Source organism: Pseudomonas ekonensis, from assembly GCF_019145435.1.
Lineage (GTDB): Bacteria > Pseudomonadota > Gammaproteobacteria > Pseudomonadales > Pseudomonadaceae > Aquipseudomonas > Aquipseudomonas ekonensis.
In genome coordinates this window covers 2,106,522-2,130,259 of record NZ_JAHSTS010000002.1, presented here as the reverse complement: position 1 = coordinate 2,130,259, position 23,738 = coordinate 2,106,522, and the positions used below count along the sequence as shown (strand labels likewise).

The following is a 23,738-nucleotide window of genomic DNA, read 5'->3' as shown; positions in this document are numbered from 1 at the left end:
GTTAGCATCCGTCCCCGAATTGGCGCGCCCGGGCGTACTTGCCTGCTTCTGTCGTTTTCGCGCCGCACATGCAATGGTTTTGGGGACTTGAAGATGAAGAAGTATCTGTCGATGCTGCTGGTCGGCGTCACGGCACTGGTTGCGGTCAATGCGGCACAGGCCGGCGCCATCGATGACGCGGTCAAGCGCGGTTCGTTGAAGGTCGGCATGGATCCGACCTACATGCCGTTCGAGATGACCAACAAGCGCGGCGAGATCATCGGCTTCGAAGTCGACCTCCTCAAGGCCATGACCAAGGCCATGGGCGTCAAGCTGGAGCTGGTGTCCACCGGCTACGACGGGATCATCCCGGCGCTGATGACCGACAAGTTCGACATGATCGGCAGCGGCATGACCCTGACCCAGGAACGCAACCTGCGCCTGAACTTCAGCGAACCGTTCATCGTGGTCGGCCAGACCCTGCTGATCCGCAAGGAGCTGGAAGGCACCGTCAAGTCCTACAAGGACCTGAACACCGCCGACTACCGCATCACCTCCAAGCTCGGCACCACCGGCGAGCTGGTGGCCAAGAAGCTGATCGCCAAGGCCAAGTACCACGGCTACGACAACGAGCAGGAAGCCGTGCTCGACGTGGTCAACGGCAAGGCCGACGCCTTCATCTACGACGCGCCGTACAACGTGGTGGCGGTGAACAAGGTCGGCGCCGGCAAGCTGGTGTTCCTCGACAAGCCGTTCACCTACGAGCCGCTGGCCTTCGGCCTGAAGAAGGGCGACTACGACAGCATCAACTTCATCAACAACTTCCTGCACCAGATCCACGAAGACGGCACCTACGATCGCATCCATGACAAGTGGTTCAAGAGCACCGAGTGGCTCAAGGACATGGAATAAGCCCGTTATCATGGCGACGGGTCAGTAAGGCCGAGTCGCTCCAATCGCGGGCAAGCCCGCTCCCACAGGTTTCGCGTCGGACACATCATTTGTGTTCGCCCAATTCCCTGTGGGAGCGGGCTTGCCCGCGATAGCGGCCTTCCAAGCGACACAGATTTCGGAACCTGCAAATCCAATGAAACATAAGAAAGCCCAATGGCCCTGGCACATCCTGACCGTGCTGGTGCTGATCGGCCTGGCCGGCGCGCTGTACTACGCGACCTCGCTGATGTCCTACGAGTGGCGCTGGAACCGCGTGCCGCAGTACTTCGCCTATCAGGCCGAGGAAACCCACCGCGCCGCCGACATCTCCACCGTCAGCGAACTGGTGCGCAAGGGCGGCAGCGCCGAGGTCACCCTGCGCAACGACGCCGGTGACGAGCAGCGCCTGACCGTCGACGAGAACAGCCTGCAGTTCGCCCAGGGCGATGATGTCGCCGAAGGCGACGTGGTGGGCGTCACCCGGCATTGGGCGGCGGGGCCGCTGCTGTGGGGGCTGTGGACGACGCTGTGGCTGTCGCTGGTGTCCGGCGTGCTGGGGCTGCTGATCGGCCTGGCGACGGGGTTGTGCCGGCTCTCGAGCAATCCGACCCTGCGCGACCTTTCGACGATCTACGTCGAACTGGTGCGCGGCACGCCGCTGCTGGTGCAGATCTTCATCTTCTATTTCTTCATCGGCACGGTGATGAACCTGTCCCGGGAGTTCGCCGGGATCGCCGCGCTGTCGCTGTTCACCGGCGCCTACGTGGCCGAGATCATCCGCTCCGGCGTGCAGTCGATCGCCCGCGGCCAGAACGAGGCCGCCCGCTCGCTGGGCCTGAGCGCCGGCCAGTCGATGCGCCATGTGGTGCTGCCGCAGGCCTTCAAGCGCGTGCTGCCGCCGCTGGCCGGGCAGTTCATCAGCCTGGTGAAGGACACCTCGCTGGTGTCGGTGATCGCCATCACCGAGCTGCTCAAGAGCGGCCGGGAGGTCATCACCACCTCGTTCTCGCCGTTCGAGATCCTGTTCTGCGTCGCCGGCCTGTACCTGTTGATCAACCTGCCGCTGTCGAAAATCGCCAGCCGGCTCGAGCGGAGGCTCGCGCAAAGTGATTGAAGTCCGCGATCTGGTAAAAGTCTTCGACACCCGCGGCCAGGTGGTGCGTGCGGTGGACAACGTCAGCACCTCCGTCGCCAAGGGCGAAGTGCTGGTGGTGATCGGCCCGTCCGGCTCGGGCAAGTCGACCTTCCTGCGCTGCCTCAACGGCCTGGAGCAGTTCGACTCCGGTTCCGTGAGCATCGGCGGCCTGCAACTGGCCGACCCCAAGACCGACATCAACGCCTACCGCCGCGAAGTCGGCATGGTGTTCCAGCATTTCAACCTGTTCCCGCACATGACCGTGCTGGAGAACCTGTGCCTGGCGCAGAAGATCGTGCGCAAGCGCGGGCAGAAGGAAAGCGAGGCCAAGGCCCTGGCGCTGCTGGAGAAGGTCGGCATCGCGCAGAAGGCCCGCGAGTACCCGTCGCGCCTCTCCGGCGGCCAGCAGCAGCGGGTGGCGATCGCCCGGGCGCTGGCGATGGATCCGAAGGTGATGCTGTTCGACGAGCCGACTTCGGCCCTTGATCCGGAAATGGTCGGTGAAGTGCTGGATGTGATGAAGAACCTGGCCGTGGAAGGCATGACCATGGTCTGCGTGACCCACGAGATGGGCTTTGCCCGTGAAGTGGCGGACCGGGTGCTGTTCTTCGATCACGGCAAACTGCTGGAGGACGCTGCGCCGGAGCGGTTCTTCGCGGCGCCGAAGGATCCGCGGGCGCAGGCCTTCCTGCGCCAAGTCCTCTAACGGCGGCGTCCTTTCGGACGCCATCGCTGGCAAGCCAGCTCCCACAGGTTTTCGGTCGACCATAAAGTCTGTGTTCAACTCGGTCACTTTGGGAGCTGGCTTGCCAGCGATGGCATCACACAGATCCGCAGTGAACCGGGGTCAATGCATCAGCTCAGACCTTGAACCGCCCCACCAGCGTTTGCAGGTGAGTGCCCAGGCGCGCCAGCTCGACGCTGGAGGCCGCCGTCTCTTCGCTGGCCGCCGAGGTCTGGTCCGACACGTCCCGCACGTTCAGCACGCTGCGGTTGATCTCTTCGGCCACGGCGCTCTGCTGCTCGGCCGCCGCCGCGATCTGCTGGTTCATCGCCTGGATCGCCGACACGGTGCGGGTGATGCTGTCCAGCGAGCCGCCGGCGCGGCGGGTCAGTTCCACGCTGCTGTCGGTCAGGGTGCGGCTGTTGTCCATGATCGTCGCCACTTGCTGGGTGCCGTTCTGCAGGCCGACGATCAGCTCTTCGATCTCTTCGGTGGATTTCTGGGTGCGCTGGGCCAGGCTGCGCACTTCGTCCGCCACCACCGCGAAGCCACGGCCGGCCTCGCCGGCGCGGGCCGCCTCGATGGCGGCGTTGAGGGCCAGCAGGTTGGTTTGCTGGGCCACGGACTTGATCACGTCGAGCACGCTGCCGATCTTGTCGCTTTCGCGCTTGAGTTCGCCCATGGCCTCGGTGGAGTGCCCCACCTCGACGGCCAGGCGCTCGATCTGGGCGATGGCCTCGCCGACCACCTTGTCGCCTTCGCGGGCCTGCTGGTCGGCGGCGACGGCGGCCTCCGAGGCTTCCTCGGCGTTACGCGCGACTTCCTGCACGGTGGCGGCCATTTCGTTCATGGCGGTGGCCACCTGGTCGGTCTCGACCTTTTGATTGTTCACCCCGGCGCTGGTCTGCTCGGTCACGGCCGACAGTTCTTCGGCGGCGCTGGCGATCTGGGTGACGCCGTCGCTGATGCCGCCGATCAGTTCGCGCAGGCCCTGGTTCATGCTCTGCATCGAGCGCTGCAGCTGGCCGAGTTCGTCGCGGCGCTGGGAGATCAGGTTGTGGGTCAGGTCGCCGGAGGCTACGCGCTCGGCGACTTTCAGGGTCTGGTTCAGCGGAATGATGATCTGCCGGGTGATCGCCCAGGCGGCCAGCAGGCCGAAAGCCACGGCCAGCAGGGTGGCGATCAGCAGCTGATTCTTGGCGCTGGCGGCGTCGGTGTCGCGAACGACGGTCTGGGATTCGGTGAGCTGCTTGCTGACATCGAGCAGGATGTCGCCCTGCGCCGACATGCGGGCCAGAGCCTTGGCGCTGGCCACCTGAGAATCGCGGAACTGGCTGACGGCAGCGCGATAAGCCTTGAGCGAATCGGTGGCCTGTTGCAGGTTGGCGATGTGTTGCTCAGGCAACTTGGCCGGCAGGGTCTCGAGGTTTTTCAGGGCGTTGTCGATGGCGTCGAGGGCCGGTTGCTCGGCTTCGGTCTTGCCGCTGTAGGTGTAGCCACGGACCTGGAAGCGCGCCTGCTGGATCAGCTTGCTCAGGTCGATCACCGCGTTGAACTGGGCAACGCTGTCGCCCTGCAGCATGGATTTTTCGACTTCGGCGACCTTGGCCACGGCGTTGTCGGCGGTGGCACCCAGCTTGCTGCGGGCATCTTCGCGATTGGCGCCGGCCTGCACCATGTCGGCGAAGGCGCGTTTGTACTCGGCGACGGCCGCCAGTTGCTGATCGACTTTCGTTGCGTCCGACGGTTGCTCGATCAGACTGCGGGCGGTTTGCAATCCGCTGTCGAGTTTGCCGAGCAGGTCATTGACCGCGCCCGGGCCTTGTTCGCCACGGCGCATTTCGTAGTCCAGGCGCGCCAGACGCAGGTCCTTGGTCAGCTCGTTGAGGCTCGAGATGAAACCGAGTTTGTCACCGCGGCTGATGATGCCGCTCATGCCGGTCCAGCCGGTGAAGGTGATCAACAGCGTCAGCAGCAGCACCAGGCCGAAGCCGATGCCCAGCTTGCGTTTGACGCTGACGTTTCCAAGATTCTCGGCTAACCAACGGTACATGCGACGACTCCCCTCGGACCACTAATTGGACTTATGGAGACTGTATCGGCTGGATGATGGCAATCTGTAACGCGATTTGTCCGGCGCCGAATGACGCCGGCAGGTTCAGAACAAGCGGGCGAGCAGGGCGGTGACGGCGGTTTCCACCCGCAGGATGCGATCGCCCAGTTGCACCGGCTGCAGGCCGGATTTGCCCAGCAGATCGATTTCGTAGGGGATCCAGCCACCTTCGGGGCCGATGGCCAGGGTCACCGGTTCGCTCAGGGCGCGGGGGCAGGGCGGGAAGTTGCCGGGATGACCGACCAGACCGAGGGTGCCGTCGGTGATGGCCGGCAGGCGATCTTCAACGAATGGCTTGAAGCGTTTCTCGATGATGATTTCCGGCAGCACGGTATCCCGGGCCTGTTCGAGGCCGAGGATCAAATTCTCGCGAATCGCTTCCGGTTCCAGGAACGGCGTCTGCCAGAAGCTTTTCTCGACGCGATAGCTGTTGACCAGAATCACCTTCGACACACCCATGGTCGCCACGGTCTGGAACACCCGACGCAGCATCTTCGGGCGTGGCAGGGCGAGTACCAGGGTCAGCGGCAGTTTGGCCGGCGGTGGCTGATCGAGGGTGACCTGCAGCTCGGCTTCGCCCGCTTCCAGGCGCAGCAGCTCGGCCGAGCCCATCAACCCGTTGATACGCCCGACCCGCAGGCTGTCGCCGACTTCCGAGCGATGGACTTCCTGCATGTGGGTCAGACGGCGGTCGCGCAGCACGACGCGGTCGGCCGCAATGAAATCGGCCTCTTCGAGCAGCAGCAGGTTCATGGCTGGGTCGCTGGCGGCTGGTCGTTGTGGTCGTCGGCGGTCTCGTCCGGGCGTTCGCGCTTGCTCACCAGGCTGCCGAACAGGATGCCGACTTCGAACAGCATCCACATCGGCACGGCCAGCAGGGTCTGGGAGAAGATGTCCGGCGGGGTGAGGATCATGCCGACCACGAAGCAGCCGATGATCACGTACGGGCGGATCTTCTTCAGGTACTTGACGTCGACCACGCCGATCCATACCAGCAGCACCACGGCCACCGGGATCTCGAACGCCACGCCGAAGGCGAAGAACAGCGTCATGACGAAATCGAGGTAGCTGGTGATGTCGGTCATCATCTCGACGCCGGCCGGGGTGGCGGAGGCGAAGAACTTGAAGATCAGCGGGAACACGAAGAAGTAGGCGAACGCCATGCCGGTGTAGAACAGCAGGATGCTGGAAATCAGCAGCGGCACCGCGACGCGTTTTTCATGCTTGTACAGGCCCGGTGCGATGAAGCCCCAGATCTGGTGCAGGATCACCGGGATCGCCAGGAACAGCGAGACCATCATCGTCAGCTTCAGAGGCGTCAGGAACGGCGACGACACGTCGGTGGCGATCATCGTCGCGCCGGCCGGCAGGTACTGGCGCAGCGGCGTCGAGACGAAGGTGTAGATCTGCTGGGTGAAGGCGAACAGCCCGGCGAAGATGATGAAGATCGCCGCGACGCAACGCAGCAGACGGGTGCGCAACTCGGTGAGGTGCGAAACCAGCGGCATGTGCTGGTCGTTTTCGGGGAGATCGCTCATGGGGCTCGCGGTGGCAATGTCGGGTCGTGAGGGGCCGGCGCGGTCGGCGCGGCAGCTGGGGCAACAGGTTCGGCCGGGGCCGCTGCGGCGGCGGGCGCGGGTTCGGCCGGCGCTGGCGCAGGAGCCGCAGGAGTCGGCGCCGCAGGGCTGTGGATCGTCTGCCCGCCCACATGCTCGACCGGCGTCGGTTCCTGCTGGACCGGCGTGAGGATCTTGCGAGCCTCCTGCTCCAGGGACAGGATGTGCTCGTTGTGCAGTTGCCGACGGATTTCGTCGGCACCGATCTCACGTTCAACTTCCTGTTTGATCGCGTTGAAGCTGCGCTTCAACCGCCCGACCCACAGGCCGGCGGTGCGCGCAGCGCCCGGCAGGCGCTCGGGGCCCAGCACCAGCAGGGCGACGAGGCCGACGAGCAGCAGTTCAGAGAAGCTGATACCAAACATTAGTCAGTGCTCACACGTCTTTGCGGATCGGCTCTTCGACCTTCTGCGCCTGCACGTCGATGGTGTGCGGCGGGTTGGCCTGGGCGGTGGCTTGCGGCTGCACCGGCGGCACCGGTTGCGCAGGCGCGGCACCCGGGTCGGCCGGTTTCTCGTCGTCGTTCATGGCCTTGCGAAAGCCTTTGATCGATTCGCCGACGTCGGTGCCCAGGTTCTTCAGTTTCTTGGTGCCGAACACCAGCACCACGACCACCAGAATGACGATCCAGTGTTTCCAGTCAAAAATGCCCATCTTGCAGCTCCTCTCTAATTGGTTTTCAGGCGGACGGACGCGAGGCTTTCTCGGCGTGTCCGGACAGGCCGAAGCGACGGTCCAGCTCATCCAGCACAGCCTGCGGGTGCTGCCCGAGCTGGGCGAGCATGACCAGGCTGTGGAACCACAGGTCGGCGGTCTCGTAGATCACGTCGCTGCAGTCGCCGCTGACGGCGGCGTCCTTGGCGGCGATGATGGTCTCCACCGACTCTTCGCCGACCTTCTCCAGAATCTTGTTCAGGCCCTTGTGGTACAGGCTGGCGACATACGAGGTGTCGGCGGCCGCGCCCTTGCGCTCTTCGAGCACCTGGGCGAGGCGGGTCAGGGTGTCACTCATGTGTGTGTCCTGCAGCGGAATAGATGGCGTGCGGGTCTTTCAGGACCGGGTCGACCGTTTTCCAGTCGCCGTTTTCGAAGACGCGGTAGAAGCAGCTCTGACGGCCGGTGTGGCAGGCGATGTCGCCGATCTGCTCGACCATCAGGATGATCACGTCGGCGTCGCAGTCCAGGCGCATTTCGTGCAGGGTCTGCACATGGCCGGACTCCTCTCCCTTGCGCCACAGCTTGCCACGGGAACGTGACCAGTAGATTGCACGGTTTTCGGCAGCGGTCAGCTCGAGCGCCTCGCGGTTCATCCAGGCCATCATCAGCACGCGTCCGGTTTTGTGATCCTGGGCGATCGCCGGTACCAGGCCATCGGCGTCCCACTTGATCTCGTCCAGCCAGTTGTTCATCTTCAGTTCCTGAAGCAGCTGCAAGCTTTTGGCTTCAAGCTGCAAGTGAAAGCAATCGGGTCGTACTCAAGCTTGAAGCTTGAAGCTTGAAGCTCAGAGCTTATCGCTTGCAGCTGATTCCTGCTATCGACGAACGACCAGATACAAGCCCACTGCCACCATGATCCCGGCGGGCCAGTGCCCCAATTCGTGCAGCGGACCGCCGGCGGCGAGGATCGTGCCGCCCGCCAGATGGGCGCTGCCGAGCAGGCGCAGGAACCAGTCGTCCTTGCGCTTTTTCCACGGCGGCGGCGGGTCGCCGGCGTGGGGCTGGGACAGGCGCTCGAGCAGGTCGCGGGCCATGTTGGCCAGGTGCGGCAGCTGTTCGAACTGGCTCTGCACGTTGCCGATCAAGGCCTTGGGGCTCACGCGCTCGCGCATCCAGCGTTCGAGGAACGGCTGGGCGGTGTTCCACAGGTCCAGCTCCGGATACAGCTGACGGCCCAGGCCTTCGATGTTCAGCAGGGTCTTCTGCAGCAGCACCAGTTGCGGCTGGACTTCCATGTTGAAGCGCCGCGCCGTCTGGAACAGACGCATCAGCACCTGGCCAAATGAAATATCTTTTAACGGTTTTTCGAAGATCGGTTCGCACACGGTGCGGATCGCCGCTTCGAATTCGTTGAGCTTGGTTTCCGCCGGCACCCAGCCCGAATCGATGTGCAACTGAGCCACGCGGCGGTAGTCGCGCTTGAAGAAGGCGAACAGGTTGCGGGCCAGGTAGTCCTGGTCCTGCGGGGTCAGGCTGCCGACGATGCCGCAGTCGATGGCGATGTACTGCGGGCTCCACGGGTTGACCGTGCTGACGAAGATGTTGCCCGGGTGCATGTCGGCGTGGAAGAAGCTGTCGCGGAACACCTGGGTGAAGAAGATCTCCACGCCACGCTCGGCGAGCATCTTCATGTCGGTGCGCTGGTCGGCCAGGGTCGCCAGGTCCGTCACCTGGATGCCGTAGATGCGCTCCATCACCAGTACCTTCGGCCGGCACCAGTCCCAATAGACCTGCGGCACATAGAGCAGCGGCGAACCGTCGAAGTTGCGCTTGAGCTGGCTGGCGTTGGCGGCCTCGCGCAGCAGGTCGAGTTCGTCGTAGATGGTCTTTTCGTAGTCGCTGACCACGTCCACCGGGTGCAGCAGGCGGGCATCGGCCGAGACCTTCTCGGCGGCGCGGGCGAGGATGAACAGCCACGCCAGGTCCTGGGCGATCACCGGCTTGAGGCCCGGACGGATCACCTTGACCACCACCTCTTCACCGGTCTTGAGCTGGGCGGCATGCACCTGCGCCACCGAGGCGGAGGCCAGCGGCTCGACGTCGAAACGGCTGAACACCTCGTCAATCTTCTTGCCCAGTTGCTCTTCGATCAGCCGCACCGACAGTTGCGAGTCGAACGGCGGCACCCGGTCCTGCAGCAGCATCAGCTCGTCGGCGATGTCCTCCGGCAGCAGGTCGCGGCGGGTCGAAAGGATCTGCCCGAACTTGATGAAGATCGGCCCCAGATCCTGCAGCGCCAGGCGCAGGCGCGCGCCCCGGCTCAGCTCCAGCGGCTTGCGCGGGAACCAGCGCCACGGCAGCACATAGCGCAGGGCCAGCAGGAACCACGGCAACGGGAGGTCGAACAGCAGGTCATCGAGTCGGTAGCGGATCACGACGCGCTGGATGCGCAACAGACGGCGGACGGCAAGCAGCTTCATGCGTTATCGCTTGGGTCGAGGGATCGGGAAAGGCGCTCGAAACGCGCCTCGAGACGTTCCAGATCAAGCTTGATCCGGTCCAGTTCGCGGAACCGGGCTTCGGCTTCGCGCTGCCCGACGAGGGTGCGCGACTCTTCGGCCAGGTATTCGGCGAGGTTCTGGTTGAGGCTGGCGAAACCCTGGCGGTACCAGCGGGCGCGGCTGCGCAGGTGGCCGCCGACCAGTTGCGTGGTGACGGGGCCGAGCCAGCGCGAGAGTTCGTACTCCCAGTCCAGCTCCAGGTCCTGCAGGATGCCCGCCAGATCCAGCAGCACGCCGCTGTCGCCGTCGAGCTCGACTTCGGGCGCGTGCAGCACCGCGGTCTTGTCCTTGCTCAGGGCCAGCTTCACCAGGCCCGACGCCGGCGCACGCAGGGTGCAGTCGACGCCGGTCTCCCAGCGCGAGGCCAGCATCAGGCCTTCGTCGCTGGGCAGGATGAACAGTTGCAGCGCCGGGCTTGCGCAATCGACGGCGATCACTTTGCCGGTCAGGTGCGCCAGGCGCGGCAGCGCGGTGCTGTCGAGGCGCAGCACCCGGTTCAGGCCGGTTTCGACGCTGGCCAGCAGCCCGGTCAGCAGCATCAGGGCTTGATGCCGCGGTGCAGGGCGACGATGCCCGAGGTCATGTTGTGATAGGTCACGCGGTCGAAGCCGGCCTCGACCATCATCGACTTCAGGGTTTCCTGGTCCGGGTGCATGCGGATCGATTCGGCCAGGTAACGGTAGCTTTCCGAGTCGTTGGTGATCAGCTTGCCCATCAGCGGCATGAAGGCGAACGAGTAGGCGTCGTAGGCCTTGGACATCAGCGCGTTGGTCGGCTTGGAGAACTCCAGCACCAGCAGGCGGCCGCCGGGCTTGAGCACGCGCAGCATCGAGCGCAGGGCGTCTTCCTTGTGGGTCACGTTGCGCAGGCCGAAGGCGATGGTCACGCAGTCGAAGTGGTTGTCCGGGAACGGCAGCTTTTCGGCGTCGGCCTGGACGAACTCGACGTTGCCCGACACGCCCACGTCCAGCAGGCGGTCGCGGCCGACCTTGAGCATGGACTCGTTGATGTCGGCGAGCACCACCTGGCCGGTCGGGCCGACGAGGTGGGAGAACTTCTTGGTCAGGTCGCCGGTGCCGCCGGCGATGTCCAGCACGCGGTTGCCGCTGCGCACGCCCGACAGCTCGATGGCGAAGCGCTTCCACAGGCGATGCATGCCGCCGGACAGGAGGTCGTTCATCAGGTCGTACTTGGCGGCCACGGAGTGGAACACCTCAGCGACCTTTTCGGCCTTCTGGCTTTCCGGGACGTTCTTGAAGCCGAAGTGGGTGGTGGGTTCGGCATCGCTGCCTTTGCGCTGATCAGTCATATCGCTGTCACCAAAAGAGAATGCGCGACATTCTAATCCCCAAGCCATGCTTTGTCTTGGAATGGCTCAAGGTAAGATGGGCGACCCTCGGGACGATTTGCCGCAGCCGCGGTCAGGATCTGCCGACAAGCCTTCATCAATCAGGAGTCATCCGATGGCCCGAATCAGTGTTGAACGTGCCCATAGCCTGGGCAAGGACGCCGCCCGCGAGAAAGCCGACAAGCTGGCGCAGAAACTCTCCGACCAGTACGGCCTGGAGCCGCAGTGGTCGGGCGACACCCTGAACCTCAAGCGCTCCGGCGTGAAGGGCGCGGTGCATGTGGCCGAGGATTCGATTCGCGTCGACGTGGAACTGGGCCTGATGATGTCGGCCATGGGCGGCATGATCAAAGCCGAGATCGAGAAGGCGCTGGACAAGGCGCTGGCCTGAACCCGGTCTTTGCGGCGAACAGATAATCCTGTGGGAGCGGGCTTGCCCGCGAAGAGGCCGGTACATCCGCAAGATTTCTTGTGGCAGGAACATGGCCTTCGCGGGCAAGCCCGCTCCCACAGGTACCGTGTCACGTTCACCTGCTTTATGTCAGTTGTTAGGGTGCCGTTTCTAATTTTTCTCCCTACTTTGTGCCTGAGCCCGACACTCGTCCGGGCAGTTCCTCAAACCTTCTGCGCGTGAGGTGCACCATGGCCAAAGTCATTTTGAAGAAAAAAATCGACGCTTCGACTTCCGCTCTGAGCGACGTCAAATCCTATGCCCGCAAGATCTGGCTGGCAGGCCTGGGTGCCTACGCCAAGGTCGGCCAAGAGGGCAGCGACTACTTTCAAGAGCTGATCAAGGCCGGTCAAGCGGTTGAAAAGAAAGGCAAAAAAGCCGTCGCCGAAAAACTCGAAGCGGCCAACGCCGAGATCGATGAGGCCAAGGGCGAAGTCAGCACCTTCAAGGGCCGGGTCGAAGTGCAGCTCGACAAGGTCGAGAAGGCGTTCGACACACGCGTCGCCAGTGCCTTGAATCGCATCGGCATTCCGTCTAAACATGACGTTGAGGCACTCTCTGCTAAGCTCGATGAGCTGACGGCATTGCTCGAACGCGTCGCGCGTAAATCTTAAGGAGAACGGGATGGCTGGCAAAAAGAACACCGATAAAGAAGGCAGCTCGTGGATCGGGAAGGTCGAAGACTACTCCCGCAAGATCTGGCTGGCGGGCCTGGGCGTGTACTCGAAGATCGACACTGACGGCAGCAAGCTCTTCGAGTCACTGGTCAAAGACGGCGAAAAGGCCGAGAAACTCACCAAATCGGCGGTCGGCAAGAAAGTCGACGCCGCCAAGGACTCCGCTTCCTCGGCCAAGTCGCGCATCAGCGGCGTGAAAGACCGCGCCCTGGGCAAGTGGGACGAACTGGAAGAGGCCTTCGACAAGCGCCTGAACAGCGCGATCTCGCGTCTGGGCGTGCCGAGCCGCAATGAGGTCAAGGCGCTGCACAGCAAGGTCGAGACCCTGACCAAGCAGATCGAGAAACTCACCGGCCTGAAAACCCAGCCTGTGGCCAAAACCGCAGCGGCCAAGCCGGCTGCGAAACCTGCGGCCAAGCCGCTGGCCAAGGCCGCCGCCAAACCGGCCGCCAAGCCTGCGGCGAAAACCGCAGCGGCCAAACCGGCTGCGAAAGCGGCGGCCAAACCCGCCGCCAAACCTGTGGCGAAGACCGCTGCCGCCAAGCCAGCCGCCAAACCGGCTGCCGCGAAGAAACCGGCAGTGAAAAAGCCGGCCGCACCGAAAGCCGCTGCGCCGAAACCGGCCGCAGCCGCCAAGCCTGCGACCCCGGCCGCTCCGGTCAGCGCGTCGAACTCCGCCGCCGCACCGGCATCTGCCGTGACCCCGACTGCCGCACCGACCCCGTCGGCGCCGTCCAGTCAGTCCTGATCCTCAGGGCTCAAGAAAACGCCCGGCCTGCGAAGGCCGGGCGTTTTTGTTTGTGCCGCACCTTCGCAGCCGATGCGGTCTCCTGTGGGAGCGGGCTTGCCCGCGAAGGCGTCGGACCGGTCGCCAGAGAAGCTGAATGACACACCGCTATGGCGAGCAGGCTAGCTCCCGCAAAGGGGATTCGACGGTCATTCGTGCTCTTCGAGGTACTGCAGCGCGAACCGTTCCGTCGCCACCTTGATCGGCGGCAGCAGGTGCGGGGCCACCAGCATCATGATCTGGTACACCACCAGCCTCACCTCGCCCTCGCGGTCGAGGATCCGCTGGTAGTCCAGGGAGAACAGCAAGGTCAGGGTGATCTGCTCCACCAGTTGCCCCAGGGCCTGGGTGTCGCTGACCAGCAGCCCCTGCGCCTTCAGGCGCGCCAGCAAGGACGCCAGCGTGCGCTTGAGGACGTTGAGCAGGTTGCGGATGCCCTTGGCCAGCTTCGGCAGGCGCCCGGACAGGTTCGACAGGTCCTGGAACAGGAACCGGTAGAGCGCCAGGCGCTCGACGATCAGGTGCAGGAACAGCCAGTAGTCCTCCGGCGCCAGCTCGACGTCGGCGGGCGGGTCGAGCAACGGCGCCAGTTCGCCCTGGAAGCGCTCGAACAGCCCGAGGATCAGCGGCTCCTTGCCGTGGAAGTGGTAGTAGAGGTTGCCGGGGCTGATCCCCATCTCGTTGGCAACCTCCATGGTGGAGACGTTCGGCTCGCCCTTTTCGTTGAACAGCTGCAGGGCACATTCGAGAATCCGGTCGCGGGTTTTCATCCAGTCTTCTTAAAAGGTTTCGGGGCGTCAGCGCACGCGCACGTAGGTGCCGGGGGCCGCTTCCATCGTTGGGTAGTCGGGGCTGCCGAGGGTCATCTGGGTCTCGCGCTGCGCGCCGGAGCGCTGCTGGATCCATTCCAGCCACTGCGTCCACCAGCTGCCGTCGACCTTCTTCGCGTCGTAGTACCAGGCGCGGGGGTCGCCGCTCAGCTTGCCGTTCTCGACGTAGTTGGCCTTCGGGTTGCCTGGCGGGTTGAGGATGCTCTGCACGTGGCCGCTGTTGGACAGCACGAAGCGCCGCTCGCCGCCCAGCAGCAGGGTCGAGCGGTACACCGCGTCCCACGGCGTGATGTGGTCGTTCATGCCGGCCACGCTGAAGCTGTCGACCGTGACCTTCTGCAGGTCGATCGGCGTGCCGCACACTTCCAGGCCGCCGGGGTGGGTCAGCGGGTTGTGCTTGAAGAAGTCCAGCAGGTCGCCGTGGAACGCCGCCGGCAGGCGGGTGCTGTCGTTGTTCCAGTAGAGGATGTCGAACGGCGGCGGCACCTTGCCCAGCAAGTAGTTGTTGACGAAGTAGTTCCAGATCAGGTCGTTGGGGCGCATCCAGGCGAACACCTTGGCCATGTCGCGGCCGTCGAGCACGCCCCGCTGGTAGGAGCGGCGCTTGGCCGCCTCGAGGGTCTGCTCGTCGGCGAACAGCGTCGCCGGCGTGTCGAACTGGCTGTCGAGCAGGCTCACCAGGTAGGTGGCGCTGGAGACCCGGCGCAGCTGCCGCTTGGCCTGCAGGTGGCCTTGCAGGGCGGCGATGGTGAGGCCGCCGGCGCAGGCGCCCATCAGGTTGACGTCGCGGGCGCCGGTGATCGAGCGGCAGACGTTCATCGCTTCCTCCACCGCCTCGACGTAGGTCGACAGGCCCCATTCGCGGTGGCGCACGTCCGGGTTGCGCCAGCTGATCATGAAGGTCTGCAGGCCGTTCTTGAGGGCGAACTGGACGAAGCTGTTGTGCGGGCTGAGGTCGAAGATGTAGTACTTGTTGATCTGCGGCGGCACCACCAGCAGCGGCTTGGCGTACTGTTTCTCGCTCATCGGCCGGTACTGGATCAGCTCCAGCATCTCGTTGCGAAACACCACGGAGCCGGTGGTGGTGGCGACGGTCTTGCCGATCTCGAACGCCTGCTTCGAGACCTGGCGCGGCAGGCCGTCGTTGTGCAGCAGGTCGTCGATCAGGTGGCCCAGGCCGCGCACCAGGCTCTGCCCGCCGGAGTTGAACAGCTCCTTGACCGCCAGCGGATTGAGCAGGGTGTTGGACGGCGCCACGGCATCGTTGAGCAGGCTGAAGGCGAACTGCGCGCGGGCCCGGTCGTCTTCGCTCATGCTGCTCTCGTCGATCCAGCTCTTGACCTGTTTCTGCCAGCTCAGGTAGGCCTGAAGGCTGCGCCGGTAGAACGGATTGAGGCTCCAGGCCGGATCGCTGAAGCGGGTGTCCTGCGCGTTGATCGGGTGCAGGGTCTCACCGAGCAGGACGCGGCCCAGCTGGCTTCCTAGCCTCAAGGCGTGGCGTGCGCTGTGGATCGGGTTGCGCAGGCCATGGGCCGCGACGCTGCGCAGGGTCGAGATCAGGTCGCGGCCGCGCAGCCCGGTCATCGCGCTTTGTGCATTGATGAACACGGCGGGGCTGGGCACCACGCCGGTCGCTGGTTTGTCGCGCATGAGTCAACACTCCTTCGTCTTCAGGCCAAACACAAACACACCGAACCAGAGAACCATAGACGCTGTTGCGGATTGTTGCCTGCGCGGCGTCCTGCCACGTGCCTTCCATAAAACGTGCCGGATCGGTCATGCCCCCGGCGATGCCGGATGCGGATGCATCACCGCACGCTGACGTTCCTCCTCCAGGAATTTCATGATGATCGGCGCCACCGCTTCGGCCCGGGTGATCAGGAACAGGTGGCCGTCGTCGATGATGTGCAGCTGGGCGTTGGGAATCCGCCAGGCGAGCATGCGCATGTTGATCAGCGGGATCAGCGGGTCGTCGTCGCCGGCCAGCACCAGGGTCGGCTGATGGATCTTGTGCAGCCAGTGGATGCTGGTCCAGCCCAGGCCCGCGAACAGTTGCCAGTAGTAGCCCAGCTTGCCCGCCGAACGCACCTTGGCCGCGTGGCTGGCGGCGAGGGTCGGGTCGCGGCGGAACGAGCCGCCGTAGATCAGAGGCGCGATGCGGATCACGTGGGACGGCTGGATGTAGCGGCGCGGGCTGGCCATCATCCACAGCACCTTCGGCTTGCCCGGCACCATGAAGGCACCGGCGGCGGTCGCCGCCAGCACCAGTTTCTTGCAGCGCTCGGGGTAGTCGTGGGCGAACTGCTGCGCCAGGGCGCCGCCCCACGACACGCCGATCGCGTTGACCTGGCCGTAGTCGAGGTAGTCGAGCATCCGCGCGGTGAGTTTCGCCAGCCCGGCAAACCGGTACGGTCGGCTCGGCGTCGAGGAACCGCCGACGCCGGGCACGTCGAAGGCGATGACCTCCAGGTCCGGATCCAGCGCCGCGACGAACGGGAACACCAGCTCCAGGTTGGCGCCGATGCCGTTGAAGATCAGCAAGGGCGTCAAGTGAGGCTTGCCGGGGCGCACCGCGGTGCGGATGGTCTGGCCGTCCAGGTCGACGGTGCGGAAGATGAACGGGTGCGGCATGTTAAACCCTTCGGGTCAGAAAGGAGCAGTCACAAGCTGCAAGCTTCAGGCAGAACGTGCCCGGCTTGCAGCTTGCAGCTTGCAGCTTACGGCTTGCCGCTACCTTTCATGTACGTAAGTGCCCGGCGACGCTTCGCCCGCCGGGTACGCCTTGTTGCCCAACTTCGCCGGGGCCTTCTTCAGCTCGCCCGAACGCTCGGCCTGCCACGCCTGCCAGTGCAGCCACCAGGAGTCGGTGTGCTTGGTCGAGTTCTCTTGCCAGTCATCGGCGTCGGCGGCCATTTCGCTGTTGGTCATGTAGCGCGCCTTCGGGTTGCCCGGCGGGTTCAGGATGCTCTGGATGTGGCCGCTGCTCGAGAGCACGAACTCGACCTTGCCGCCGAACAGCTGAGCCGACTTGTAGCAGGACTTCCACGGGGTGATGTGGTCGTTGGTGCCGGCCAGGGAAAAGATGTCGGCGGTGACCTGCTTGAGGTCGATCGGCGTGCCGCACACTTCCAGTGCGTTGGGGCGGGTCAGCGGGTTGTTTTTGAACATTTCGATCAGGTCGCCGTGGAAGGCGGCCGGCAACCGTGTGGTGTCGTTGTTCCAGAACAGGATGTCGAACACCGGCGGCTCGTTGCCGAGCAGGTAGTTGTTCACCCAGTAGTTCCAGATCAGGTCGTTGGGGCGCATCCAGGCGAAGACCTTGGCCATGTCCTTGCCTTCCAGTACGCCGGCCTGGTACGAGTGGCGCTTGGCGGTCTCCAGCGTCTGTTCGTCGACGAACAGGGCGACGTCGGTGTCCAGGGTGGTGTCGAGCACGCTGACCAGCAGGGTCAGGGCGTTGACCTTGTTCTCGCCGATGGCCGCGTAGTGGCCCAGCAGGGCGGTGCAGGTGATGCCGCCGGAGCAGGCGCCGAGCATGTTCACGTCTTTGCTGCCGGTGATCGCGGTGACCACGTCCACCGCTTCCTTGAGGGCCTCGATGTAGGTCGACAGGCCCCACTCGCGCTGCTCCTTGGTCGGGTTGCGCCAGCTGACGATGAAGGTCTGCACGTTGCTGCGCAGGCAGAACCTGGCCAGGCTCTTGTCCGGGCTGAGGTCGAACACGTAGAACTTGTTGATCTGCGGCGGCACCACCAGCAGCGGGCGCTCGTGCACCTGCTCGGTGATCGGCTTGTACTGGATCAGCTCCAGCACGTCGTTGCGAAACACCACCGCGCCTTCGGACACGCCCAGGGTCTTGCCGACCTCGAACGCGCCCATGTTGACCTGGCTCGGCATGCCGCCGTTGTGCACCAGGTCCTTGGCCAGGTGGGAGAGGCCGTCGAGCAGGCTCTTGCCGCCGGTCTCGAAGAAGCGCTTGACCGCCGCCGGGTTCGCCGCGCTGTTGGTCGGGGCCATGGCTTCGGTCATCAGGTTGATCACGAAGTGCCCGCGGGCGATGTCCTTGGGCGAGAGGCTGCTGTCGTCGATCCAGTCGTGGAGCTCCTTGCGCCACGCCAGGTAGGTTTGCAGATAACGTCGGTAGAGCGGGTTCTGGCTCCAGGCCGGATCGACGAAGCGACGGTCGTCGCCGGCAGGCTGCAGTTCGGATTTGCCGAACAGCACGTTCTTGAGTTCAAGGCCGAAATGGGCGACATGCTTGACGCTGTGTATCGGTTGCCGGATGGCCTGGGTCAGCACCATGCGGGCGGAGGCCAGCAGATCCTTTCCGCGCAGCCCGACGACGGGATTGAGCCCCAAGGTGTTTTCCGAGGCTTGGTACTTCAGGTCATCGTTGTTCTTGTTACTCATCTACGACGCTCCATTGTCCTGAGACGAGTACCCGGTCCTCGCTGTGCAGTCTCACAGCCGGTGCCAGGTACTGCCGCTCGGGTGACCGTTGATTCTGCAGGGCAGTTCTGCAGCGCGTGGAACACTGCAGGGAACCTGCCAGTTCCATTGGTTACCCGAGATTGGTTTTTTTCGCAAGCGGCCAGTCCTGGGCCGCACAAGCGGAGCATTCAAACAGATGAATTTAGAAAATGCCCTCTAAACCGCCCGAGCCACGGGCTAGAGCATCAGCTTGACGACGGACTCGTCCGGGTCGCGGGATTTGCCGGCGGCTTTGAGTTCGTCCAGGTAATCGGCCCAGAGTGCGTCATAACGTCGCCCCAGTTCGAGCAGGTATTCCCAGGTGAACAGTCCGCTGTCATGGCCGTCGTCGAAGGTCAGTTTCAGTGCGTACTGACCGGCCGGTTCCAACTTGGTCAGGCCGACGTGGAGCTTGCCGTACTGCAGGATCGGTTTGCCGTGGCCCTGGACCTCGGCGGAGGGGGAGTGCACGCGCAGGAACTCTGCGGGCAGGGTGAACGATTCGCCGGACGCGTAGGTGAGCGTCAGGGTCTTGGAGGCTTTGTGCAGTTTGATGTCGGTGGGGAGCATGGAAAAAGCCTTTGACTACAAGCTACAAGCTACAAGCTACAAGCTACAAGCTACAAGCTAGAAGCTAGAAGCTAGAAGCTAGAAGCTAGAAGCTAGAAGCTAGAAGCTAGAAGCTAGAAGCTAGAAGCTAGAAGCTAGAAGCTGCGAGCGACAAGCTTAACTCAGCTTGTCGCTCGCAGCTTGCCGCTTTACAGAATATACCGGGACAGATCTTCGTTCTGCGCCAATTCGCCCAGGTGGCTGTTGACGTAGTCGGCGTCGATCAGGATCGGCTTCTCGTCATGGGCGCTGGCCAGGTCGCCGGCGCTGAACGACACTTCTTCCAGCAGGCGCTCAAGCAGCGTGTGCAGGCGACGGGCACCGATGTTCTCGGTCTTCTCGTTGACCTGCCAGGCGATCTCCGCCAGGCGCTTGATGCCTTCGGGCTGGAACTGGATGTTCAGGCCTTCGGTCTTGAGCAGCGCGCAATATTGCTCGGTGAGCGAGGCGTGCGGTTCGCTGAGGATGCGCTCGAAGTCTTCCGGGCTCAGGGCCTTGAGCTCGACGCGGATCGGCAGGCGGCCTTGCAGCTCCGGCACCAGGTCGCTCGGCTTGCTCAGATGGAACGCGCCGGAAGCGATGAACAGGATGTGGTCGGTCTTGACCATGCCCAGCTTGGTGTTGACGGTGCAGCCCTCGATCAGCGGCAGCAGGTCGCGCTGCACGCCTTCGCGGGACACGTCGGCGCCGCCGACGTTGCCGCGCTTGGCCACCTTGTCGATCTCGTCGATGAACACGATGCCGTGCTGCTCGACCGCCTCCAGGGCCTTGGCCTTGAGTTCCTCTTCGTTGACCAGGCGCCCGGCCTCTTCGTCGCGCACCAGCTTCAGCGCTTCCTTGACCTTGAGCTTGCGGGCCTTCTTCTTGCCCTTGCCCATGTTGGCGAACAGGTTCTGCAGCTGGTTGGTCATCTCTTCCATGCCCGGCGGCGCGGAAATGTCGACGCCCATGGCTTCGGCCACTTCGATCTCGATTTCCTTGTCGTCCAGCTGGCCTTCGCGCAGGCGCTTGCGGAACAGCTGGCGGGTGTTGGAGTCCGGGGTCGGCGCGTCGTCGCTGCTGAAGCCCATGCGCGCCGGCGGCAGCAGGGCGTCGAGGATGCGCTCTTCGGCGGCGTCTTCGGCGCGGTGGCGCACGCGGGTCATCTCCTGCTCGCGCAGCAGCTTGATCGCGGCGTCGGCCAGGTCACGGATGATCGATTCGACGTCGCGGCCGACATAGCCGACCTCGGTGAACTTGGTCGCTTCGACCTTGATGAACGGCGCGTTGGCCAGCTTGGCCAGGCGACGGGCGATCTCGGTCTTGCCGACGCCGGTCGGGCCGATCATCAGGATGTTCTTGGGGGTCACTTCAACGCGCAGCTCTTCAGGCAGCTGCATGCGGCGCCAGCGGTTGCGCAGGGCAATCGCGACGGCGCGTTTGGCATCGTCCTGGCCGATGATGTGGCGGTTGAGTTCGTGGACGATTTCGCGGGGAGTCATGGACATGGTGATTGACGGTCCTCAAGCAGAAACAAGCCGTGGCGCAAGGCGCGGCAGGCTCATTCAGCGAGATCCTGCTCCTCAATGGTCTGGGTGTGGTTGGTGAAGACGCAGATGTCGCCGGCGATGCCGAGGGCGGTCTCGACGATTTCGCGGGCCGACAGGTCGGTTTTCTTCAGCAGGGCGCTGGCGGCGGCCTGGGCGTAGGCACCGCCGGAACCCATGGCGATCAGGCCGTCTTCGGGCTCAACGACGTCGCCGTTGCCGGTGATGATCAGCGAGGCGTCCTTGTTGGCGACCGCGAGCATCGCTTCGAGGCGGCTCAGGGAACGGTCGGTGCGCCACTCCTTGGCGAGCTCGACGGCGGCGCGGATCAGGTGGCCCTGATGTTTCTCGAGCTGGCCTTCGAAGCGTTCGAACAGGGTGAAGGCGTCGGCGGTGGCGCCGGCGAAACCGGCGATGACCTGGCCGTGGTACAGGCGGCGAACCTTCTTCGCGTTGCCTTTCATTACGGTGTTGCCGAGGGAAACCTGGCCGTCGCCGCCCATGACGACTTTGCCGTGGCGGCGGACTGAAACGATGGTGGTCAAGGGAAGAGTCTCCACGCAGCGGGGCGAAAATGCCTTATGCACACCCATATGGGGGTGGAGGTCGGTATTTCAACTGCGGGGTCAGTGAGCGGACGAGCGGTGCGGGGGTGGGATGCCAATCATCTGTGGCGAGGGAGCTTGCGCCCGCTCGACTGCGCAGCAGTCGCAAAACCTGCGGCCCCGTGGCTTTGAAGCCACGGATACGCAGGTTTTGGGGGCGCCTTGCGCCACAGCGCGAGCAAGCGCCCTCGCCACAGGGGTGCCGGGTCAGCGGCTCTGACGTTGTTGTAACAGCAAGTTGCTGAAGCCGCTGCCCGCCAGTTGCTTCTGTGCGGTGGTCAGCTGTTCGCGGTTGCTGAACGGGCCGACCAGCACGCGGTACCAGGTCTCGTCCTTCACCGTGCCGGACTCCACCGACACCGCCTGGCCCAGCAGGATGATCTGCGCCCGCACCTTGTCGGCGTCGGCTTCCTTGCGGAACGAACCGGCCTGGAGGAAGAACCTGGTCACCGGCGCCGCCTTCGCCACCGGCGGGGCCGGCGGCGGCGTGATGCCGGCCAGCGCCGCCTGGGCCCGCGCGGTGTCGATCTTCGCCGCTTCCGCCGGGGTCACCGGGGTGGTCGGGATCGCCGGCACCTGGGGCGTCGGCAAGGTCTTCTCCGGCACGGCGTCCGGCGGCACGATCACTTCCGATTCCGGCAGCAGGGTGTAGAAGTCGTACTTCGGCTTCACCGGTTGCGTCGGGCTCGGCGGGGTCTTGTTGGCCTCGGCGATCTTGGTGGCTTTCTGCTGTTGCTGCTGCTCGACCTTCTCGCGCTTGACCGTGTCGCTGCCCTTGCCCGGCTCCAGTTTCATCAGGAACACGATGAACGCACCGACCGTCAGGCCGATGGCCATCCACAGCCAGCCCGGAATCGGTTGCTTGGCCGGGGCCTGGTAGCGGCTGGCGCCGCGTTTGGGGGCGGGTTTTTTCTTGGCAGCCAACTTACATGCGCTCCAGGGTTTCCAGGCCCAGCAGCTCCAGGCCTTGCTTGAGGGTACGGCCGGTCAGCGCGGCCAGGCGCAGGCGGCTCTGCATCTGCGCCGGGGTGTCGGCGGCGAGGATCGGGCAGTTCTCGTAGAAGCTGGAGAACAGGCCGGCGACGTCGTACAGGTAGGTGCACAGCACGTGCGGCGTGCCTTTCTCGGCCACGTTGTTCAGCACTTCGCCGAACTGCGCCAGCTTGGCCGCCAGTTCCTGCTCGTGCGCCGCCTCGAGGACGATCCGGCCGTCGACTTCGCTGAAGTCCTTGCCCAGCTTGCGGAACACGCCGGCCACGCGGGTGTAGGCGTACAGCAGGTACGGCGCGGTGTTGCCTTCGAAGTTGAGCATCAGGTCGAAGTTGAAGCTGTAGTCGCTGGTGCGGTGCTTGGACAGGTCGGCGTACTTCACCGCGCCGATGCCCACCACCCGGGCGATGTTGCGCAGTTCGTCCTCGGCCAGCGTCGGGTTCTTTTCCTTGACCAGGCTGTAGGCGCGCTCGCGGGCTTCGGTCAGCAGATCGATCAGCTTCACGGTGCCGCCGTCGCGGGTCTTGAACGGACGGCCGTCGGCGCCGTTCATGGTGCCGAAGCCCATGTGCTCCATCTCCATCGGATGGGTCACGAAACCGGCCTTGCGCGCCACGGCGAACACTTGCTGGAAGTGCAGGGCCTGACGCTGGTCGACGAAGTACAGCGCGCGGTCGGCGTTGAGCTTGCCGCTGCGGTAGCGCACGGCCGCCAGGTCGGTGGTGGCGTACAGGTAGCCGCCGTCGGCCTTGACGATGATCACCGGCAGCGGGTCGCCGTCGGCGTTCTTGAACTCGTCGAGGAACACGCACTGGGCGCCGTTGCTCTCGACCAGCATGCCCGCGGCCTTGAGGTCGTTGACCACGTTGATCAGGTCGTCGTTGTAGGCGCTCTCGCCCATCACGTCGGCCATGGTCAGCTTGACGTTGAGCAGCTCGTAGATCTTCTGGCAGTGCGACAGCGAGATGTCCTTGAACCGGGTCCACAGCGCCAGGCACTCGGCGTCGCCGGCCTGCAGCTTGACCACCAGGCCGCGGGCGCGGTCGGCGAACTCGGCGGACTCGTCGAAGCGCTGCTTGGCGGCGCGGTAGAAGTTCTCCAGGTCCGACAGCTCGTCGCTGGTGATCGGGTTTTCCTGCAGGTAGGCCATCAGCATGCCGAACTGGGTGCCCCAGTCGCCGACGTGGTTCTGACGGATCACCTCGTCGCCGAGGAACTCGAGGACGCGGGCCACGCCGTCGCCGATGATGGTCGAGCGCAGGTGGCCGACGTGCATTTCCTTGGCCAGGTTCGGCGCCGACAGGTCGACCACGGTGCGCTGCGCGGGGCCGGCCTTGTGCACGCCCACACGGGCGTCGGCCAGGGCGGCGTCGAGGCGGTTGGCCAGGGCCTGGGTGTTCTGGAAGAAGTTGATGAAGCCGGGGCCGGCGATCTCGGCCTTGGTGACGTTCTCGTCGGCCGGCAGGGCGGCGATGAGTTTTTCCGCCAGGTCGCGCGGCTTCATGCCCGCAGGCTTGGCCAGCATCATCGCGATGTTGCTGGCGAAGTCGCCGTGGGTCTTGTCGCGGGCGTTTTCCACCTGGATCGCCGGCGACAGGCCTTCAGGCAACACACCTTCGTTGACGAGTTGGGTGAGGGCTTGCTGGATCAGCTGGCGAATGGTGTCTTTCATGGTCGTCTCTTTCGACCGCTGGCGCGGCGGCGCATCGGTGCGCGGGTGGAAAAAC

General features: G+C 64.4%; 25 protein-coding genes and 1 pseudogene. 6 read left to right on the top strand and 20 right to left on the bottom strand.

Translation table 11 applies throughout. The features are described from left to right. Positions 1 to 93: 93 nt before the first annotated feature. The 3 genes from KVG96_RS22655 (at position 94) to KVG96_RS22645 (ending at position 2,753) form a co-directional block, all read left to right on the top strand. Positions 94 to 891: a transporter substrate-binding domain-containing protein gene (locus KVG96_RS22655; protein WP_217894018.1), complete on the top strand. Its 798-nt coding sequence runs from the start codon at positions 94 to 96 to the stop codon at positions 889 to 891. A gap of 175 nt (positions 892 to 1,066) precedes the next feature. Then, complete coding sequence (locus KVG96_RS22650; protein ID WP_217894017.1) at positions 1,067 to 2,026, top strand: amino acid ABC transporter permease; 960 nt, start codon at positions 1,067 to 1,069, stop codon at positions 2,024 to 2,026. After that, a complete protein-coding gene (locus tag KVG96_RS22645) occupies positions 2,019 to 2,753 on the top strand; it encodes an amino acid ABC transporter ATP-binding protein (protein WP_217894016.1) in 735 nt (244 codons plus the stop codon). Before KVG96_RS22650 ends, KVG96_RS22645 begins: the two co-directional genes overlap by 8 nt. 154 nt (positions 2,754 to 2,907) lie before the next feature. On the opposite strand, the gene KVG96_RS27895 is transcribed toward KVG96_RS22645, so the two are convergent. The 11 genes and pseudogenes from KVG96_RS27895 to ubiE form a co-directional block, all read right to left on the bottom strand. Further along, the gene (locus tag KVG96_RS27895; protein WP_400835616.1) at positions 2,908 to 3,612 is read right to left on the bottom strand and encodes a methyl-accepting chemotaxis protein; all 705 of its coding nucleotides are present in this window, start codon (positions 3,610 to 3,612) and stop codon (positions 2,908 to 2,910) included. Between the two features lie 210 nt (positions 3,613 to 3,822). Beyond that, a pseudogene (locus KVG96_RS27890) lies at positions 3,823 to 4,707 on the bottom strand (methyl-accepting chemotaxis protein); the annotation flags it as partial. Between the two features lie 222 nt (positions 4,708 to 4,929). After that, positions 4,930 to 5,637 carry a 16S rRNA (uracil(1498)-N(3))-methyltransferase gene (locus KVG96_RS22635; protein ID WP_114881123.1) on the bottom strand — a complete coding sequence of 236 codons (708 nt, stop codon included), beginning with the start codon at positions 5,635 to 5,637 and terminating at the stop codon, positions 4,930 to 4,932. After that, positions 5,634 to 6,422, bottom strand: coding sequence for a twin-arginine translocase subunit TatC (gene tatC, locus KVG96_RS22630; protein ID WP_085585475.1), 789 nt, complete (start codon positions 6,420 to 6,422; stop codon positions 5,634 to 5,636). Before tatC ends, KVG96_RS22635 begins: the two co-directional genes overlap by 4 nt. Then, on the bottom strand, positions 6,419 to 6,865 hold the full coding sequence (tatB, locus tag KVG96_RS22625; RefSeq protein WP_085695049.1) for a Sec-independent protein translocase protein TatB: 447 nt from the start codon (positions 6,863 to 6,865) through the stop codon (positions 6,419 to 6,421). Before tatB ends, tatC begins: the two co-directional genes overlap by 4 nt. Before the next feature lie 10 nt (positions 6,866 to 6,875). Next, the gene (locus tag KVG96_RS22620) at positions 6,876 to 7,154 is read right to left on the bottom strand and encodes a twin-arginine translocase TatA/TatE family subunit (RefSeq protein ID WP_085585471.1); all 279 of its coding nucleotides are present in this window, start codon (positions 7,152 to 7,154) and stop codon (positions 6,876 to 6,878) included. 25 nt (positions 7,155 to 7,179) lie between these two features. Next, positions 7,180 to 7,512 (bottom strand): phosphoribosyl-ATP diphosphatase, encoded by a 333-nt coding sequence (locus KVG96_RS22615; RefSeq protein WP_085585469.1) that lies wholly within the window; start codon positions 7,510 to 7,512, stop codon positions 7,180 to 7,182. Continuing rightward, positions 7,505 to 7,909 (bottom strand): phosphoribosyl-AMP cyclohydrolase, encoded by a 405-nt coding sequence (hisI, locus tag KVG96_RS22610; protein ID WP_217894014.1) that lies wholly within the window; start codon positions 7,907 to 7,909, stop codon positions 7,505 to 7,507. Before hisI ends, KVG96_RS22615 begins: the two co-directional genes overlap by 8 nt. 123 nt (positions 7,910 to 8,032) lie before the next feature. Further along, positions 8,033 to 9,637 carry a ubiquinone biosynthesis regulatory protein kinase UbiB gene (gene ubiB / locus KVG96_RS22605; RefSeq protein ID WP_217894013.1) on the bottom strand — a complete coding sequence of 535 codons (1,605 nt, stop codon included), beginning with the start codon at positions 9,635 to 9,637 and terminating at the stop codon, positions 8,033 to 8,035. Next, entirely contained in the window at positions 9,634 to 10,257 is a 624-nt protein-coding gene (locus tag KVG96_RS22600; protein ID WP_217894012.1) for a ubiquinone biosynthesis accessory factor UbiJ, read from the bottom strand. The genes ubiB and KVG96_RS22600 overlap by 4 nt, the downstream gene beginning before the upstream one ends. Further along, positions 10,257 to 11,027: a bifunctional demethylmenaquinone methyltransferase/2-methoxy-6-polyprenyl-1,4-benzoquinol methylase UbiE gene (ubiE, locus tag KVG96_RS22595; protein WP_217894011.1), complete on the bottom strand. Its 771-nt coding sequence runs from the start codon at positions 11,025 to 11,027 to the stop codon at positions 10,257 to 10,259. The genes KVG96_RS22600 and ubiE overlap by 1 nt, the downstream gene beginning before the upstream one ends. Positions 11,028 to 11,181: 154 nt before the next feature. Between ubiE and KVG96_RS22590 the strand changes: the two genes are divergently transcribed. The 3 genes from KVG96_RS22590 (at position 11,182) to KVG96_RS22580 (ending at position 12,942) form a co-directional block, all read left to right on the top strand. Next, a complete protein-coding gene (locus KVG96_RS22590) occupies positions 11,182 to 11,457 on the top strand; it encodes a polyhydroxyalkanoic acid system family protein (RefSeq protein ID WP_217894010.1) in 276 nt (91 codons plus the stop codon). Between the two features lie 251 nt (positions 11,458 to 11,708). Continuing rightward, entirely contained in the window at positions 11,709 to 12,131 is a 423-nt protein-coding gene (locus KVG96_RS22585) for a phasin family protein (RefSeq protein ID WP_085585457.1), read from the top strand. A gap of 10 nt (positions 12,132 to 12,141) precedes the next feature. Then, positions 12,142 to 12,942 (top strand): phasin family protein, encoded by an 801-nt coding sequence (locus KVG96_RS22580; protein WP_217894009.1) that lies wholly within the window; start codon positions 12,142 to 12,144, stop codon positions 12,940 to 12,942. Positions 12,943 to 13,130: 188 nt separating this feature from the next. Here KVG96_RS22580 and KVG96_RS22575 read toward each other — a convergent pair whose 3' ends face one another. The 9 genes from KVG96_RS22575 to argS form a co-directional block, all read right to left on the bottom strand. Next, the gene (locus KVG96_RS22575) at positions 13,131 to 13,751 is read right to left on the bottom strand and encodes a TetR/AcrR family transcriptional regulator (protein WP_217894008.1); all 621 of its coding nucleotides are present in this window, start codon (positions 13,749 to 13,751) and stop codon (positions 13,131 to 13,133) included. Positions 13,752 to 13,778: 27 nt separating this feature from the next. Beyond that, the gene (gene phaC / locus KVG96_RS22570) at positions 13,779 to 15,461 is read right to left on the bottom strand and encodes a class II poly(R)-hydroxyalkanoic acid synthase (protein WP_217894007.1); all 1,683 of its coding nucleotides are present in this window, start codon (positions 15,459 to 15,461) and stop codon (positions 13,779 to 13,781) included. A 126-nt stretch (positions 15,462 to 15,587) separates the two neighbouring features. Further along, a complete protein-coding gene (phaZ, locus tag KVG96_RS22565; protein WP_085585449.1) occupies positions 15,588 to 16,442 on the bottom strand; it encodes a poly(3-hydroxyalkanoate) depolymerase in 855 nt (284 codons plus the stop codon). Between the two features lie 99 nt (positions 16,443 to 16,541). Beyond that, complete coding sequence (gene phaC, locus KVG96_RS22560; protein ID WP_217894006.1) at positions 16,542 to 18,221, bottom strand: class II poly(R)-hydroxyalkanoic acid synthase; 1,680 nt, start codon at positions 18,219 to 18,221, stop codon at positions 16,542 to 16,544. A gap of 258 nt (positions 18,222 to 18,479) precedes the next feature. Next, positions 18,480 to 18,851, bottom strand: a complete 372-nt coding sequence (locus KVG96_RS22555) for a gamma-butyrobetaine hydroxylase family protein (RefSeq protein WP_217894005.1) — start codon at positions 18,849 to 18,851, stop codon at positions 18,480 to 18,482. A 188-nt stretch (positions 18,852 to 19,039) separates the two neighbouring features. Then, a complete protein-coding gene (gene hslU / locus KVG96_RS22550; protein ID WP_217894004.1) occupies positions 19,040 to 20,377 on the bottom strand; it encodes an ATP-dependent protease ATPase subunit HslU in 1,338 nt (445 codons plus the stop codon). A gap of 53 nt (positions 20,378 to 20,430) precedes the next feature. Further along, entirely contained in the window at positions 20,431 to 20,961 is a 531-nt protein-coding gene (gene hslV, locus KVG96_RS22545; protein ID WP_007968352.1) for an ATP-dependent protease subunit HslV, read from the bottom strand. A gap of 267 nt (positions 20,962 to 21,228) precedes the next feature. Continuing rightward, on the bottom strand, positions 21,229 to 21,945 hold the full coding sequence (locus KVG96_RS22540; RefSeq protein ID WP_217894003.1) for an SPOR domain-containing protein: 717 nt from the start codon (positions 21,943 to 21,945) through the stop codon (positions 21,229 to 21,231). Position 21,946: 1 nt separating this feature from the next. Then, on the bottom strand, positions 21,947 to 23,683 hold the full coding sequence (gene argS, locus KVG96_RS22535) for an arginine--tRNA ligase (RefSeq protein WP_217894002.1): 1,737 nt from the start codon (positions 23,681 to 23,683) through the stop codon (positions 21,947 to 21,949). Positions 23,684 to 23,738: the final 55 nt, after the last annotated feature.

What these genes read in the sequence shown, in the direction of transcription:
- KVG96_RS22655 (WP_217894018.1), top strand. Translation starts at nt 94, where the DNA reads ATGAAGAAGTATCTGTCGATGCTGCTGGTCGGCGTCACGGCACTGGTT.
- KVG96_RS22650 (WP_217894017.1), top strand. Translation starts at nt 1,067, where the DNA reads ATGAAACATAAGAAAGCCCAATGGCCCTGGCACATCCTGACCGTGCTG.
- KVG96_RS27895 (WP_400835616.1), bottom strand. Translation starts at nt 3,612, where the DNA reads ATGGCCGCCACCGTGCAGGAAGTCGCGCGTAACGCCGAGGAAGCCTCG.
- KVG96_RS22635 (WP_114881123.1), bottom strand. Translation starts at nt 5,637, where the DNA reads ATGAACCTGCTGCTGCTCGAAGAGGCCGATTTCATTGCGGCCGACCGC.
- tatC (WP_085585475.1), bottom strand. Translation starts at nt 6,422, where the DNA reads ATGAGCGATCTCCCCGAAAACGACCAGCACATGCCGCTGGTTTCGCAC.
- tatB (WP_085695049.1), bottom strand. Translation starts at nt 6,865, where the DNA reads ATGTTTGGTATCAGCTTCTCTGAACTGCTGCTCGTCGGCCTCGTCGCC.
- KVG96_RS22620 (WP_085585471.1), bottom strand. Translation starts at nt 7,154, where the DNA reads ATGGGCATTTTTGACTGGAAACACTGGATCGTCATTCTGGTGGTCGTG.
- KVG96_RS22615 (WP_085585469.1), bottom strand. Translation starts at nt 7,512, where the DNA reads ATGAGTGACACCCTGACCCGCCTCGCCCAGGTGCTCGAAGAGCGCAAG.
- hisI (WP_217894014.1), bottom strand. Translation starts at nt 7,909, where the DNA reads ATGAACAACTGGCTGGACGAGATCAAGTGGGACGCCGATGGCCTGGTA.
- ubiB (WP_217894013.1), bottom strand. Translation starts at nt 9,637, where the DNA reads ATGAAGCTGCTTGCCGTCCGCCGTCTGTTGCGCATCCAGCGCGTCGTG.
- KVG96_RS22600 (WP_217894012.1), bottom strand. Translation starts at nt 10,257, where the DNA reads ATGCTGCTGACCGGGCTGCTGGCCAGCGTCGAAACCGGCCTGAACCGG.
- ubiE (WP_217894011.1), bottom strand. Translation starts at nt 11,027, where the DNA reads ATGACTGATCAGCGCAAAGGCAGCGATGCCGAACCCACCACCCACTTC.
- KVG96_RS22590 (WP_217894010.1), top strand. Translation starts at nt 11,182, where the DNA reads ATGGCCCGAATCAGTGTTGAACGTGCCCATAGCCTGGGCAAGGACGCC.
- KVG96_RS22585 (WP_085585457.1), top strand. Translation starts at nt 11,709, where the DNA reads ATGGCCAAAGTCATTTTGAAGAAAAAAATCGACGCTTCGACTTCCGCT.
- KVG96_RS22580 (WP_217894009.1), top strand. Translation starts at nt 12,142, where the DNA reads ATGGCTGGCAAAAAGAACACCGATAAAGAAGGCAGCTCGTGGATCGGG.
- KVG96_RS22575 (WP_217894008.1), bottom strand. Translation starts at nt 13,751, where the DNA reads ATGAAAACCCGCGACCGGATTCTCGAATGTGCCCTGCAGCTGTTCAAC.
- phaC (WP_217894007.1), bottom strand. Translation starts at nt 15,461, where the DNA reads ATGCGCGACAAACCAGCGACCGGCGTGGTGCCCAGCCCCGCCGTGTTC.
- phaZ (WP_085585449.1), bottom strand. Translation starts at nt 16,442, where the DNA reads ATGCCGCACCCGTTCATCTTCCGCACCGTCGACCTGGACGGCCAGACC.
- phaC (WP_217894006.1), bottom strand. Translation starts at nt 18,221, where the DNA reads ATGAGTAACAAGAACAACGATGACCTGAAGTACCAAGCCTCGGAAAAC.
- KVG96_RS22555 (WP_217894005.1), bottom strand. Translation starts at nt 18,851, where the DNA reads ATGCTCCCCACCGACATCAAACTGCACAAAGCCTCCAAGACCCTGACG.
- hslU (WP_217894004.1), bottom strand. Translation starts at nt 20,377, where the DNA reads ATGTCCATGACTCCCCGCGAAATCGTCCACGAACTCAACCGCCACATC.
- argS (WP_217894002.1), bottom strand. Translation starts at nt 23,683, where the DNA reads ATGAAAGACACCATTCGCCAGCTGATCCAGCAAGCCCTCACCCAACTC.